10 protein-coding genes are annotated in these 14,313 nt (G+C 75.1%); 4 read left to right on the forward strand and 6 right to left on the reverse strand.

The window, feature by feature from the left end; translation table 11 throughout:
* Positions 1-6: 6 nt before the first annotated feature.
* Positions 7-1,044, forward strand: coding sequence for a LacI family DNA-binding transcriptional regulator (locus ACFT41_RS05800; protein ID WP_377586954.1), 1,038 nt, complete (start codon positions 7-9; stop codon positions 1,042-1,044).
* Between the two features lie 43 nt (positions 1,045-1,087).
* Here ACFT41_RS05800 and ACFT41_RS05805 read toward each other — a convergent pair whose 3' ends face one another.
* Positions 1,088-3,715 carry a putative bifunctional diguanylate cyclase/phosphodiesterase gene (locus tag ACFT41_RS05805; protein WP_377586953.1) on the reverse strand — a complete coding sequence of 876 codons (2,628 nt, stop codon included), beginning with the start codon at positions 3,713-3,715 and terminating at the stop codon, positions 1,088-1,090.
* 193 nt (positions 3,716-3,908) lie between these two features.
* On the opposite strand from ACFT41_RS05805, the gene ACFT41_RS05810 reads away from it, so the two are divergent.
* Positions 3,909-4,283, forward strand: a complete 375-nt coding sequence (locus tag ACFT41_RS05810) for a PH domain-containing protein (protein ID WP_377586952.1) — start codon at positions 3,909-3,911, stop codon at positions 4,281-4,283.
* Between the two features lie 34 nt (positions 4,284-4,317).
* Here ACFT41_RS05810 and ACFT41_RS05815 read toward each other — a convergent pair whose 3' ends face one another.
* A complete protein-coding gene (locus ACFT41_RS05815; protein ID WP_377586951.1) occupies positions 4,318-5,244 on the reverse strand; it encodes a 2-hydroxyacid dehydrogenase in 927 nt (308 codons plus the stop codon).
* A 55-nt stretch (positions 5,245-5,299) separates the two neighbouring features.
* Between ACFT41_RS05815 and ACFT41_RS05820 the strand changes: the two genes are divergently transcribed.
* Together ACFT41_RS05820 and ACFT41_RS05825 are read left to right on the forward strand one after the other, a co-directional pair.
* Positions 5,300-6,481 carry a PQQ-dependent sugar dehydrogenase gene (locus ACFT41_RS05820; protein ID WP_377586970.1) on the forward strand — a complete coding sequence of 394 codons (1,182 nt, stop codon included), beginning with the start codon at positions 5,300-5,302 and terminating at the stop codon, positions 6,479-6,481.
* A 68-nt stretch (positions 6,482-6,549) separates the two neighbouring features.
* Entirely contained in the window at positions 6,550-8,076 is a 1,527-nt protein-coding gene (locus ACFT41_RS05825) for a metallophosphoesterase (RefSeq protein ID WP_377586950.1), read from the forward strand.
* A 396-nt stretch (positions 8,077-8,472) separates the two neighbouring features.
* Here the strand turns inward: ACFT41_RS05825 and ACFT41_RS05830 are convergent, their stop codons facing one another.
* The 4 genes from ACFT41_RS05830 to gatC form a co-directional block, all read right to left on the reverse strand.
* Entirely contained in the window at positions 8,473-10,830 is a 2,358-nt protein-coding gene (locus tag ACFT41_RS05830) for a pyruvate dehydrogenase (RefSeq protein WP_377586949.1), read from the reverse strand.
* Between the two features lie 63 nt (positions 10,831-10,893).
* Positions 10,894-12,390, reverse strand: coding sequence for an Asp-tRNA(Asn)/Glu-tRNA(Gln) amidotransferase subunit GatB (gatB, locus tag ACFT41_RS05835; protein ID WP_377586948.1), 1,497 nt, complete (start codon positions 12,388-12,390; stop codon positions 10,894-10,896).
* Between the two features lie 13 nt (positions 12,391-12,403).
* On the reverse strand, positions 12,404-13,879 hold the full coding sequence (gene gatA, locus ACFT41_RS05840; RefSeq protein WP_377586947.1) for an Asp-tRNA(Asn)/Glu-tRNA(Gln) amidotransferase subunit GatA: 1,476 nt from the start codon (positions 13,877-13,879) through the stop codon (positions 12,404-12,406).
* A complete protein-coding gene (gatC, locus tag ACFT41_RS05845) occupies positions 13,876-14,181 on the reverse strand; it encodes an Asp-tRNA(Asn)/Glu-tRNA(Gln) amidotransferase subunit GatC (protein ID WP_007075103.1) in 306 nt (101 codons plus the stop codon). Before gatC ends, gatA begins: the two co-directional genes overlap by 4 nt.
* Positions 14,182-14,313: the final 132 nt, after the last annotated feature.

Consider the following 14,313-nt stretch of genomic DNA (forward strand, 5'->3'; position numbering starts at 1 on the left):
ACGCCGGTGAAGCGGCCGACCATCGCCGACGTCGCGCGGCGGGCCGGGGTCTCCAAGGGCGCTGTCTCGTACGCGCTGAACGGGCAGCCCGGCGTCTCCGAGGCGACCCGCCAGCGCATCCTGGCCATCGCCGCCGAGATCGGGTTCAGCCCGAGCAGCGCCGCCCGGGCGCTCTCCGGTGCCAGCGCCAACGCCGTGGGCCTCGCCCTGTGCCGGCCGGCCCGGATACTCGGCATCGAGCCGTTCTTCATGGAGCTGATCAGCGGCGTCGAGGCCGAGCTGTCCGCCCGCTCGTACGCGCTGACCCTCCAGGTGGTGGCCGACCAGGACGCCGAGATCGCGGTCTACCGCCGCTGGTGGGCCGAGCGCCGCGTCGACGGGGTCTTCGTCTGCGACCTGCGCACCGACGACCGGCGGGTGCCGGCGCTGGAGGAGCTGCAACTGCCGGCCGTGGTGATCGGCGGCCCCGGGCACACCGGCGGACTGGCCCACGTCTGGTCCGACGACGCCACGGCGCTGGTCGAGACCGTGGAATACCTGGTCGCCCTCGGTCACCACCGCATCGCCCGGGTCGGCGGCCTGCCCTCGCTGCTGCACACCGAGGTCCGCAGCGACGCCTTCACCGAGGTGTGCGGGCGGCTCGGGCTCGACGAGTCGGTCACGGTCTGGTCGGACTACACCGGCGAGGAGGGGGCCCGCGCCACCCGGCGGCTGCTCAGCTCCCCGCACCGCCCCACCGCCGTCATCTACGACAACGACGTGATGGCGGTGGCGGGCCTGTCCGTGGCCCAGGAGATGGGCCTGGCGGTCCCCGGCGACCTGTCCATCGTCGCCTGGGACGACTCGCCCCTGTGCCAGCTCGTGCACCCGCCGCTGACGGCGCTGGGCCGGGACATCCCCGCGTACGGGGCGCACGCCGCCCGGCAGCTGCTCCAGGTGATCGCGGGCGAGCCGGTCAGCGGCGTGCAGGGCGAGACGGCGCACCTGACCCCCCGGGGCAGCACCGCACCGCCCCGGGTCACCACGCCGCCCCGGGCGCGGTGACCCGGAGCCGATCGGACCAGGAGCGACTGAACCGGTTAAGTGGTCACTGGGAGGCGGACGGGAACTCCGCGAAGTACGCCTCCACCCGCTCGGCCGTCGCCGGGCGGGCCAGCGCGTGGCCCTGCCCGTACCGGCAGCCGGCCCGCGCCGCCGCGTCCACCAGCGCCGGGGTCTCCAGCTCCGCCGCGACGACCTCCAGGCCGAGCCGTTCGCCGAGGCCGACCACCACGTCGGTCAGCAGCAGCCGCCGCCCCGCCCCGGCCGCGCCGGCCCCGGGTGGGCACGACGCCGCCGGGGCCAGCTTCAACAGGTCGACCGGGAGCCGGCGAAGCTGGGCCAGCGAGGCGTACTCGGCCCGGAACCCGTCCAGCGCCGTGCGGACGCCGAGCGACCGCAGCCCGGCGAGCCGGGCCACCACCACGGGCAGCTCCGGGCCGACGCGCGGCTCGGCCACCTCGACGACCAGCCGGTCGGCCGGCACCCCGTGCGTGGCCAGCACCGCCGCTGTGCGCTGGAGGAAGTCGGGCGCGGCCAGCTCCCTCGGGGTGACGTTCACCGACATCCACAGCCGTCGGCCGCCGGCCGACCAGTCGGCGAGCTGGCGGCACGCCCGGTCCAGCACCCAGCGGCCCACCTCGCCGATCAGGTCCAGGTCCTCGGCGACCGGCAGCAGCTCGGCCGGCAGCACCGTGCCCAGCACCGGGCTGCGCCAGCGCAGCAGCGCCTCCGTGCCCACCGGCAGCCGGTCGGCCAGCCCCAGCACCGGCTGGTAGACCAGGTCCAGCTCGCCCCGGGCCACCGCGCCGGGCAGCTCCCGCTCCAGGTCGAGCCGGCGCACCAGCTGTTCCTCCAGGTACGCGTCGTACCACTCGATGCGGTCCCGCCCGAGCTGGGCCGCCCGGCGGCGGGCCAGGTCCGCCTGGCGCAGCACGTCGTCGGGCCCCGCGCCACAGGCCTCGGCCAGGCCGATGTTCGCCTGCAACCGGACCTCGCCGTCGCCCCCCATCCGGTACGGCTCCGCCAGCGCCGTCAGCAGCCGGGTGCCCAGCGCGTACGCGAGCACCGGGCCCGCGTCGGTGAGCACCCCGAACTCGTCGCCCACCAGCCGGGCCACCAGGTCCTCCGGGCCAGCCACCGCGCGCAGCCGGCGGGCCACCTCGACCACGACGACGTCGCCGAACGCGTGCCCGTGACCGTCGTTCACCGCGCCCAGGCCGTGCAGGTCGACCACCAGCAGCGCCCCCGACCCGCCCCGGCGGGCGCGCAGCTCGCGCAGCAGCTCCCGCCGGTTGGCCAGCCCGGTGAGCTGGTCGGTCGCGGCGAGCTGGTGCACCGCGCGCTCCAGCCGGCGGCGCTCGCCGACGTCGCGCACGTGCAGCACGAGGGCGTGGACCTCGGGCACCGCGCGCTGGTCGCTCACCGTGGACTCGGTCTCCCGCCACGCCCCGTGCCCGTCGCGCATCCGCGCCGGCAGCAACGTCGGCCGGTCGCCGGCGAGCACCCGATCGAGCAGCCGCGCGACCCGCGGCGCGTCGTCCGGGTGCAGCAGGTCGGCGAAGTGCCGGCCGAGCACGTCGGCGTCGGTGAAGGCGAACAGCCGGGCCGCCGCCGGGGACTGCCAGCGCACCCGCAGCGCGCCGTCCAGCAGCAGGATCAGGTCGTTACCGCCGGAGACCAGGGCGCGGAAGTGCGCCTCCTGCGCGGCGAGGCGGCCGGCGTACCGGCGGTTGTCGGTGGCGGAGATCAGCTCCCGGACGACCAGCGGGGGGATCACCGCGAGCCCGAGCAGGACCGTGCCGGGGGTGAACGCGCCGTACATGGCCAGGTGCGCGCCGGCGGCCAGGGTGGCGATGCCCGCCGGCGCGCTGACCCGGGGCCAGACCGGCGGCGGGCACCCCGCCCGCCTCGGGTCGCCACCGGCCACCCGCTCGACCCCGGCGGCGGTGAGCAGCACGCCGGCCACCAGCGGCGGCACGGCGGCCAGGGCCGCCCGGTCCGGCGCGTCGTAGGCCAGCAGCACGATCAGCGCGAGCAGGCCGAACTGGGCGGCCCCGGTGCCGAGGAGGCAGATCGCCGCGCCCGGGCGGCGCCGCCAGTCGGCCAGCGCCGCCACGCCGACCGCCGCGAAGCCGAACCCGCCGGACGCCACCGCGATCCGGGCGGCGAGCGGGGCCTGCTCCGTCGGCAGCAGCACCCAGGCGGCGAAGTGCAGGCTCACGCCCAGGCTGACGATGTCCGTCGCGTGGCGCACCCGGGCGCGCACCGCCAGCCGGGAGCGGCCGGGCAGCAGGAGCAGCCCGACGGTGTGCAGCACGGCGGCGAGGCCGAGCCCCGCCGCGCCGACGGCGACCCGCAGGCCGGCGGCGGTGAGCGGCAGCACCGCGACGGTCAGCCCGACGGTAAGCACCGCCGCGTGGAGCAGCCCGGCGGCGGGCCGCACCCGAGGGCCACGCCGTGGGCCGGGCGGGTCGCCGCCGCCCCGGGGCGGGACGACCAGCCGGGACAGGCGGGCCCCGGCGAGGGCGCTGCCGGCCGCCCCGGCGAGCGCCACCACGGCCAGCGGCGGAACCACGCCGGCCAGCCCGGCGGCGACGAGCAACGCCACCGCCGCCAGCACCAACAGGTCGGCGGGGCGCAGGCGGGAAACGCCTGAGGGGTACGCGACGGGCACGGCGGTCGCCTTCGGGAGGGGGCACGGGCGGGCGCGACGCGGCGGGTCAGCCCGCCCAACAAGAGTGAACGATTCATCGTCACCGGCGGACGCGGGCGCGGCGGGCCGGGCGGGCGTGATTCGAGTCACTGCGGCCCGCCGGCACCCGACGCCCGCCCGGTGGGCCACACCGGCCGGATGGGATCATCTCCGGGTGCCTACCGAGACCGTCCGCTTCCGCCACAACCAGGCGATCCTGGTCGCGGCGGTGATCGCCTTCATCGGGGCCCTGCCGCTGGCCAGCGTCGGGTGGTATTTCGGGCCCGTGCTGCTCGTCCCGCTGGCGGCCGGGGTCTGGGCCTGGCGGGCCGGCACCGAGGCCGACGCCCGGGAGCTGCGCCTGCGCGCGCTGGCCGGGCAGCGCCGCGTCGCCTGGGAACGGATCGTCGAGCTGGGCGCCGACGCCCGGGGCCGGGCGGTCGCCCGGCTCGACGACGGCGAGCTGCTCGTGCTGCCCGGGGTGCGCGGCACCGAGCTGCCCCGGCTCGTCGCGGTCACCGGCCAGACCCTGCCCGGCCGGGCCGCCTGACGCCGTCTCCCGGTGGGCCTGCGGGGCCGGCGGTTCAGTAGCCGTCCGCCACCGTGTTCACCAGCGGCTCCCCCGCGGCGAGGCGCCGGACCTGCTCCCCCACCAGCCGGTACGCCCGGGGCAGCAGCCCGCGCACCGAGCCGCCGACGTGCGGGGTGAGCAGCACGTTCGGCAGCTCCCACAGCGGATGCCCGGCGGGCAGCGGCTCCGGGTCGGTGACGTCCAGCGCGGCCCGCAGCCGGCCGGTGACCAACTCGGCGACCAGCGCGTCGGTGCGGGCCACCGGGCCGCGCGCGGCGTTGACCAGCAGCGCGCCGTCGGGCATCGCGGCGAGGAACTTCTCGTCGACCAGGCCGCGCGTCGCGTCGGTCAGCGGCACCAGCAGCACCACCACGTCGGCCTCGGGCAGCAGCGTGGGCAGCTCGTCGACCCCGTGCACCCCCTCGGCGGGGCGGGGCGTCCGGGCGACCAGCGTGAACGTCACCTCGAACGGGGCCAGCCGGGCCCGCACCGCCGCGCCGATCGAGCCCGCGCCGACGATCAGCACCCGCTTGCCGGCCAGCTCGTCGGTCGGGCAGAACCGGTCGTACGCCCACTCACGGCGGGACTGGGCGAGGGCGAAGGCGGGGAAGCCGCGCACCTGCGACAGGATCGCGGCGGCCACCCACTCGGCCGTGCCCGAGTCGTGCACACCGCGCGCGTCGCAGAGCGTCACCCCGGGCGGCACCCGGCCCGCCCAGACGTCCGCGCCGGCCGAGAGGAGCTGCACCACCCGCAGGTCGGGCAGCTCGCCGAGCAGGGCGGTGGTGTTCCCGGTGGAGAGGAACGGCGGCACCCAGAACCGGACGCCGGCCGCCCCGGCCAGGAGCCGCGACGGGTCCTCGGCGACCTCGACGGTGACCCCGGGCGGCACGTCGCCGAGGAGGGCGCGGCCGGCGGGGTGCGGGATCCATACCTTCACGGACGCCGACGATAGCCGGTGCGGGCCCCGTCACGGCACGGCCGGGGCGGCTAGGCTGGGCCGGGTGAGCACCGGAGCCCCGTACCCCCGCAAGAACCCGCTGCGGGCGGTCGTCGCGGCGTCCTGCGCGGCGCTGCTGCTGGCCGCCGCCGGGTGCAGTTTCGGCGAGCCGGAGCCGGACCCGGCCGGCGAGCCGCCCAACCTGCCCACCCCGTCGGCCTCCGTGCCCACCGGCGCCGGCCAGCAGGTGGTCACCACCGTGCTGGCCAAGGGGCTGCGGGTGCCGTGGGGCCTGACGTTCCTGCCCGACGGCGGCGCGCTGGTCACCGAGCGGGACAGCGGCCGGATCCTCCAGGTCGGCCCCGGGTCCGGGCGCGACGGGCTGACGGTCACCGCCGTGCGCACCGTTCCCGGCGTGGTGCCCGGCGGCGAGGGCGGGCTCATGGGGATCGCCGTCTCCCCCGACTACGCGACCGACCAGACGATCTTCGTCTATCACACCGCCGAGGACGACAACCGGATCGTCAAGCTGGACCTGGACGGGGCGCCCACCCCGATCCTGACCGGCATCCCCAAGGCCGGCATCCACAACGGCGGCGGGCTCGCCTTCGGCCCGGACGGCTTCCTCTACGCCAGCACGGGCGACGCCGGCAACCGGGAGGCCGCGCAGAACCAGAAGAACCTGGGCGGCAAGATCCTGCGGATCACCACCGCCGGCAAGCCGGCCCCGGGCAACCCCTTCGCCGGCTCCCCGGTCTGGTCCCTGGGCCACCGCAACGTGCAGGGCCTGGCCTGGGACACCGGCAAGCGGATGTACGCCGTCGAGTTCGGCCAGAACACCTGGGACGAGATCAACCTGATCACCAAGGGCGGCAACTACGGCTGGCCCCAGGTCGAGGGCCAGGCCGACGACCGGCGGTACGCCGACCCGCTGGTGCAGTGGCGCACCTCCGACGCCTCCTGCTCGGGCCTCGCGGCGGCCGAGCGGCTGCTGGTCACCGCCTGCCTGCGCGGGCAGCGGCTGTGGCTCGTCGAGCTGACCGACACGGGCACCGTGCTCGGCCAGCCCCGGGAGCTGCTCACCCGCCGGTACGGCCGGCTGCGCGGCGCGATCGCCGCCCCCGACGGGTCGATCTGGGTCACCACCTCCAACCACGACGGGCGGGGCCAGCCGGCCCCCGAGGACGACCGGATCCTGCGCCTCGTCTTCACCGACGGGGGCGCGGGCCGCAGCTGACCCACCGCCGGACGCGCCGGTATCCCGGGTTTGCCAAGATCCTTCACTGGGCAGGTCAGAATCTCAGCATGGACGGGCAGGAGAACGAACAACGCAGCGCCGGCGAAGCCGCGCCCCGGGCGGCCTGGCGCGGCCGGGTCCGCCGGGTCGGGGTGGTCCTCGCCGTCCTGGTGATCGCCCTGGCCGGGGCGGTCATCGGCACCCTCGCCGGCGGGCGGGTGCACACCGACATCGGGCCGTTCCGCGCCGAGCTGAGCCTCACCCCGGCGCTGGAGGGCGGCACCACCGTCGACATCCCGCCGCTGGGCGCGCTCCAGCTCGACAGCCACGACGGGCCCACCCACCTCACCGTGGGCCTGGGCGCGCTCGACCAGGGGCGCACCGAGGCGCTGATCGACGACCCGGCGAGCATCAGCCGGGCCAGCCAGTCCGCCGTCACCGACGTCCGCAACGGGGTGCTGCGCCTCGGGCTGCGCACCGTCGGCGCGGCGGTGCTGGTCACCCTCGTCCTCGCCGGGCTGGTGTTCCGGAACACCCGGCGCACCGCCTGGGCCGGCGGGCTGGCCCTGGCCGTCACCGCCGGCAGCCTCGGCCTGGCCGCGTCCACCATCCGCCCGCAGGCGATCGAGGAGCCCCGGTACGAGGGGCTGCTGGTCAACGCCCCCGCGATCGTCGGCGACGCCCGGCGGATCGCCAACGACTACACCAAGTACGCCGAGCAGCTCCAGCGCCTCGTCGGCAACGTCAGCCAGCTCTACACCACCGTCTCCGCGCTGCCGGTGTACGAGCCGGCGCCCGGCACCACCCGGGTGCTGCACGTCTCCGACATGCACCTCAACCCGACCGGCTGGCAGCTCATCCGCACGGTCGTGGAGCAGTTCGGCATCGACGTGGTGATCGACACCGGCGACATCACCGACTGGGGCAGCGAGCCGGAGGCGTCGTTCGTCGGGTCGATCGGGCTGCTCAAGAAGCCGTACGTCTACATCCGGGGCAACCACGACTCGGGCAAGACGGCTGCGGCGGTGGCCCAGCAGCCCAACGCGATCGTGCTGAACAACTCGACCACCACCGTCGCCGGGCTGACCATCGCCGGCATCGGCGACCCCCGGTTCACCCCCGACAAGGAGACCTCGCCGGCCGGCAGCGGCCTCACCAGCGAGGTGGCCGCCCAGGTGATCGGGGCCGGCGAACAGCTCGCCACCACCGTGCGTAAGTCGCCCAGACCGGTGAACATCGCGCTGGTGCACGATCCGGCGTCGGCGGGGCCGCTGTCGGGCACCTGCCCGCTGGTGCTCGCCGGGCACACCCACGCCCGGCAGGTCTCCAAGCTGCCGCAGGCGGCGGGCCAGATGCCGACGCAGCTCATGGTGGAGGGGTCCACCGGCGGCGCGGGCCTGCGCGGCCTGGAAGGCGAAAAGCCCACCCCGCTGTCCATGACGGTGCTCTACTTCGACAAGGACAAGCTGCTCCAGGCCTACGACGACATCACCGTCGGCGGGACCGGCCAGGCGCAGGTCAACCTGGAGCGGCACGTGGTGCAGAACCCGAAGGCCGGCGACCAGGTGCCGGTCACCCCGACCCCGACCCGCTGACCCCGCGGTAGCCGCTGCACCCCTCCCCCGCAGGCTTGCGGCTTGCAGGCTTGCGGCCTCTGGCCTGCGGCCACAGCCGACCGTGGCATTGCGTAGCCGGGCCACGCCTACCAACCAACCTCGTCGGCCGCTTTGCTCTGCACCCATCGACGCAACAGTCACCCTCGGCAATCACCTCCCGCCGAGGCCAGCTCGGGGGCCGCCGACCTTTCCGCTGGTCACTGGCAGTGTTGCGTCAGTGGGTGCAGAGCAAAGGGAACACGGGGCGGGGTGGGGTCGACCGGGAGAGTCACAGAAGGCGACGGAACGGCACAGAACACGGAGCGCGACGAACCAGGGGCCGGCGAGGCGGGGCGCAAGCGGGGGCGGGAGCGGGGGGCGAGGGGCGAGGCGGGGTCAGCGCAGGGAGAGGGCAGCCAGGGCCGCGTTGACGATGCTGCCGGGCAGCAGGTCGTGCAGCTCGTACAGCTCGCGGACGCTGCCGGACTGGCCGAACTCGTCCACCCCCAGCGGCACCGCCGGGGCGCCGACGGCCGAGCCGAGCCAGGCCATCGCGTGCGAGGCGGCGTCGTGGACGGTCACCACCGGCACCCGGTCGGCGAACGCCGAGCGCAGCGCGCCCGGCACGCTCGGCACGGTGGCCGTCCGCACGCCCTGCCGCAGGGTGCGCTGCCAGGCCCGGTAGAGGCGGTCCAGGCTGGTCACGTCCACCACGTGCGCGGCCACGCCCTCCTCGGCCAGCTCGGCGGCGGCGGCCAGCACCTCCGGCAGCACCGCGCCGGAGGCGGCGAGTTGCACCACCGGCGCGTCGGCCAGCTCCGGATGCGCCGCGTGCGCGTCGACCAGCCGGTACGCCCCGGCGACCGCCTGCCGGCGCAGCACGGCGTCACCGAGCCGGGCCCGGGCCGCCTCGAACGGCGCCTGGTCGATCGGGCGGGTACTGAGCCGGAAGTAGTACGCCCCGTCCTCGGCCGGCGCGGCGGTGCTGGCCGGCGTCCCCCCGGCGGCGATCTGCCCGAGGGCGTCGCAGAGCAGCCAGTCGAGGGTGGCCGCGTACGCGGGCTCGACGAACGTCACCCCGGGCAGCTCCAGCCCCACCGACGCGGTGATCGTGGACTGGTGCGCGCCGCCCTCGGGAGCCAGGGTGATGCCCGACGGGGTGCCGGCGACCACGAACCGGGAGCCCGAGTAGGTGCCGTAGAGGAACGCGTCCAGGCCGCGCAGCACGAACGGGTCGTAGACCGTGCCGACCGGCAGCAGCGGCTGCCCCGACAGGTCCCACGACAGGCCGAGCTGGCCGAGCAGCAGGAACAGGTTCATCTCGGAAATGCCCAGCTCGATGTGCTGCCCAGCGGGGCTCTCGGTCCAGCGCAGCATCCGGTCCTCCGTCCAGGACCGCTGCTCGGTGGGGGCGAACACCCCGGTCTTGTTGATGAACCCGGCAAGATTCGTGGAGGTGGCCACGTCCGGCGCGGTCGTCACCAGGTAGGGGGCGACACCCTCGTCGCGGGCCAGCTCCACCAGCACCCGACCGAAGACCTCCTGGGTGGAGACGGGCCGGTTCGCGCGTACCCTCGTGGTTTCCGGGACGGTGACCGGCAGCGCCCGCTCGGCCGGCGGTCGGGACAGCGCCTCCCGGCGCGCGCCGGCCCGGATGCCGGCCGCCGACCCCGGGTCGAGGCGGTCCCACTCGGTGGCGGGGGTCAGGCCGTGGGCGGCGCGCAGCGCGTCGACCTGATCGGTCGTGAGCAGCGCCGAATGGTTGCGCGGATTGCCGGCGATGGGCAACCCCCAGCCCTTGACCGTGTACGCGAAGACGACGCTGGGCCGGTCGGTGACCGCGTCGCACTGGGCGTACGCGTCGAGCATCGCCGCCAGGTCGTGCCCGCCCAGGTCGGTGACCAGCGGGGCCAGCTCGGCGTCGGCGACGTCGGCGATCAGCTCGGCGATCCCGGCCGGCGCGCCGTCGCAGAACCGTTCCCGCAGCGCCGGCCCGGCCAGCCCGAACAACGACTGGTACTGCTCGTTGGGCATCGCGTCGATCCAGTCGCGCAGCGCCTCCCCGCCCGGCCGGGCGTACGCCCGCGCGAGCCGACGGCCGTACTTGACCTCGACGACATGCCAACCGGCGGCCTCGAACTGGCCGCGCCACTGGTTGATCCGCACCCCCGGGACGACCCGGTCGAGGGACTGCCGGTTGAAGTCGACCAGCCACAGCACGTTGCCCAGCCCGGTGGTCGCCGGGTCGGCGACGGCCTCCCAGATGTTGCCCTCGTCCAGCTCGGCGTCGCCGATCAGGGCGACGAACCGGGAGCGGGGGCGCGCGCCGAAGTGCGCGTCGACGTACCGGCGGGTGACGGCGGCGAACAGCGGCGCGGCGGCGCCGAGGCCGACCGAGCCGGTGGAGAAGTCGACGCCGTCGGGGTCCTTCGTGCGCGACGGGTACGACTGGAGGCCGCCCCGGGCGCGCAACCGCGTCAGGTACGACCGGTCGAGGTTGCCCAGCAGGTACTGGATCGCGTGGAACACCGGCGAGGCGTGCGGCTTCACCGCGACCCGGTCGGCGGCGTCGAGGTGGGCGAACCACAGCGCGGTCATCGCGGTCACCAGCGACGCGCTGGACGCCTGGTGCCCGCCGACCTTCACCCCGTCGCCGGTGTCCCGGTCGTGGTTGGCCGAGTCGACGATGCGGGTGGCGAGCCAGAGCACCCGCCGCTGGATCTCGTCGAGGACGTCGAGGTCGTACTGGTTCACGGTGGCTCCATCCGGGCGTCGCCGTTGACGCCCTTCGAGGGGGAATGCAGCGCTCGTTACGCCTCAGGCGCTGAGGCGGGAGAGGATCAGGTCGCGGACCGTCTTCGCGTCGGCCTGGCCGCGGGTGGTCTTCATGACCGCGCCGACCAGCGCGCCCGCCGCCGCGACCTTGCCGCTGCGGATCTTCTCGGCGATGTCCGGGTTGGCGGCGATCGCCTCGTCCACGGCGGCGGTGAGCGCGCCGGTGTCGGAGACGACCTCCAGGCCCCGGTTGGTCATGATCTCCGTCGGCGAGCCCTCGCCGTCCACCACGCCCTCCAGGACGGTGCGGGCCAGCTTGTCGTTGAGCTTGCCGGCGTCGACGAGGCCCTGCAGCTCGGCGACCTGGCGCGGGGTGGCCCCCACGTCGGCCAGCTCCCCGCCGGTCTCGTTGGCCCGGCGGGACAGCTCGCCCAGCCACCACTTGCGGGCGGCGGCGGGGGTGGCCCCGGCGGCGACGGTGGCCTCGATCAGCTCGACCGCGCCGGCGTTGAGCACCGACTGCATGTCCGCGTCCGACAGGCCCCACTGCTCCTGGAGGCGGCGGCGGTGCAGCCGGGGCAGCTCCGGCAGGGCGGCCTTCAGCTCGGCCACCCAGGCCGCGTCCGGGGCGAGCGGCACCAGGTCCGGCTCCGGGAAGTAGCGGTAGTCCGTCGCGGTCTCCTTCGACCGGCCCGGGGTGGTGTCGCCGGTGTCCTCGTGGAAGTGCCGCGTCTCCTGGGTGATCCGGCCGCCCGCGTCGAGCACCGACGCCTGGCGCAGCATCTCCGAGCGGACCGCCCGCTCCACCGAACGCAGCGAGTTGACGTTCTTGGTCTCGGTGCGGGTGCCCCACTCGTCGCCGGGCAGGTTGAGGGAGGTGTTGACGTCGCAGCGCAGCGACCCCTCCTCCATCCGCACGTCGGAGACGCCCAGCGAGCGGATCACGTCGCGCAGCTCGGCGACGTACGCCCGGGCCACCTCGGGGGCCAGCGCCCCGATGCCGGGGACCGGCTTGGTGACGATCTCGACGAGGGGAATCCCGGCCCGGTTGTAGTCGACCAGCGACTCCGTCGCGCCGTGGATGCGACCGGTGGCCCCGCCGACGTGCAGGGTCTTGCCGGTGTCCTCCTCCAGGTGCACCCGCTCGATGCCGATGCGGACCAGCTCGCCGCCCACCTCGACGTCGAGGTAGCCGTCGACGCAGAGCGGCTCGTCGTACTGGCTGATCTGGAAGTTCTTCGGCATGTCCGGGTAGAAGTAGTTCTTCCGGGCGAACCGGCACCACGAGGCGATCGAGCAGTTGAGCGCGAGGCCGATGCGGATCGTCGCCTCGATGGCCGCGGAGTTGGCCACCGGCAGCGACCCGGGCAGGCCCAGGCAGACCGGGCAGACCCGGGTGTTCGGCTCGCCACCGAAGTCCGTCGGGCAGCCGCAGAACATCTTGGTGTTCGTGCCCAGCTCGACGTGGGTCTCCAGGCCGATCACCGGCTCGTAGCGGGCGACGACGTCGTCGTACGCGGGCAAGGTCGTCGTGGTCATCGGTGCTCCTACCTCACAGTGCCGGTGGGGTGAACGTGCCGACCGCGGACTCCAGCGCGGCGGCGACCCGGTACATCCGGTCGTCGGCCATCGTCGGGGCCATGACCTGGAGGCCGACGGGCAGCCCTTCGGAGAGCCCGCACGGCACCGAGATGCCCGGCCCGCCATACAGGTTGGTGGGGATGGTGAACAGGTCGGCCAGGTACATCTGGTACGGGTCGGAGGTGCGCGCGCCGATCGGGAACGCCACGAACGGGGTGGTCGGCGAGATCAGCGCGTCGACCCGCTCGAACGCGGCGGTGAAGTCGCGGGTGATCAGGGTGCGGACCTTCTGCGCCTGCCCGTAGTAGGCGTCGTAGTAGCCCGAGGAGAGGGCGTACGTGCCGAGGATGATCCGGCGCTTGACCTCGGGGCCGAAGCCGGCGTCCCGGGTCAGCGACATGACCTCCTCCAGCGACCGGTTGCCGTCGTCGCCCTCCCGCAGCCCGAACCGGACGCCGTCGAAGCGGGCCAGGTTCGAGGAGCACTCGCTCGGGGCGATCAGGTAGTACGCCGGCAGGGCGTACGTGAAGTGGGGGCAGGACACCTCGACGATCTCCGCGCCGAGCTTGGCCAGGGCGTCGACCGAGTCGCGGAACGCCGCCACCACGCCCGGCTCCGCGCCCTCGCCGGAGAACTCGGTGACCACGCCCAGCTTCACGCCGGTCAGGTCGCCGGTCGCGCCGAGCCGCGCGGCGGCCACCACGTCGGGCACCGGCTGCGGGATGGAGGTGGAGTCGCGCGGGTCGTGGCCGCCGATGGCCGCGTGCAGCAGCGCCGCGTCGAGCACCGTACGCGCGCACGGGCCCGGGGTGTCCAGGGAGGAGGAGAACGCCACCAGTCCGTACCGGGAGGTGCCGCCGTAGGTCGGTTTCGCGCCGACGGTGCCGGTGACCGCGCCCGGCTGGCGGATCGAGCCGCCGGTGTCCGAGCCGATGGCCAGGGGCGCCTCGTACGCGGCGAGGGCGGCGGCGCTGCCGCCACCGGAGCCGCCGGGGATACGGTCGGTGTCCCACGGGTTGCGGGTCGGCCCGTACGCCGAGTATTCCGTGGAAGAGCCCATCGCGAACTCGTCCATGTTGGTCTTGCCGAGCATCACGGTGCCGGCGGCACGCAGCCGCTCGACGATCGTCGCGTCGTACGGTGGGCGCCAGCCCTGAAGGATCTTCGACCCGACGGTGGTCGGTACGCCCTTGGTGGTGAGCACGTCCTTGACGGCGACCGGCACGCCCGCAAGGGGGCCGAGGTCTTCCCCGGCGGCCCGGCGCTCGTCGACGGCGCGGGCGGCGGCGAGCGCGCCCTCGTCGTCGACGTGCAGGAAGGCGTTCACCCTGCCCTCGACGGCGGCGATCCGGTCCAGGTGAGCCCGGGTCACCTCGACGGCCGAGGCTTCCCCGCCGGCGACCAGCGCGGCGATCTCCGCCGCGGTCTTCGTGATCAGCTCGCTCATGACGCCACATCCTCGTCCAGGATCCGCGGGACGCGGAACCGCTGCTCCTCGGCGTCGGGCGCGCCCGACAGGGCCTCGGCCGGGGTCAGGCCCGGCACCACCACGTCCTCGCGCAGCACGTTGGTCAACGGCACGGAGTGGGAGGTCGGCGGGATGTCCGCCGCGGCGACCTCGCCGACCTGGGCGACCGCCTGGAGGATCGTGTCGAGCTGGCCGGCGAAGGTGTCCAGCTCCTCCTCCGTGACGGCGAGCCGCGACAGTCGCGCGAGGTGCGCGACCTCCTCGCGGGAGATGGCGGCCATCAGTGCCCCCTTCTGGCTGTCCTGCTGCATCTGGCGGTGGCCCGCCGCACGCCGACAACGACGATGACGCGCGGTGACCGCAGCGAGTCTATTGCCCGGCACCGGCCGGGCGTCCCCGACTCCCCCCGCGAC

Source organism: Micromonospora sp. NPDC057141, assembly GCF_042670805.1.
GTDB lineage: Bacteria > Actinomycetota > Actinomycetes > Mycobacteriales > Micromonosporaceae > Micromonospora.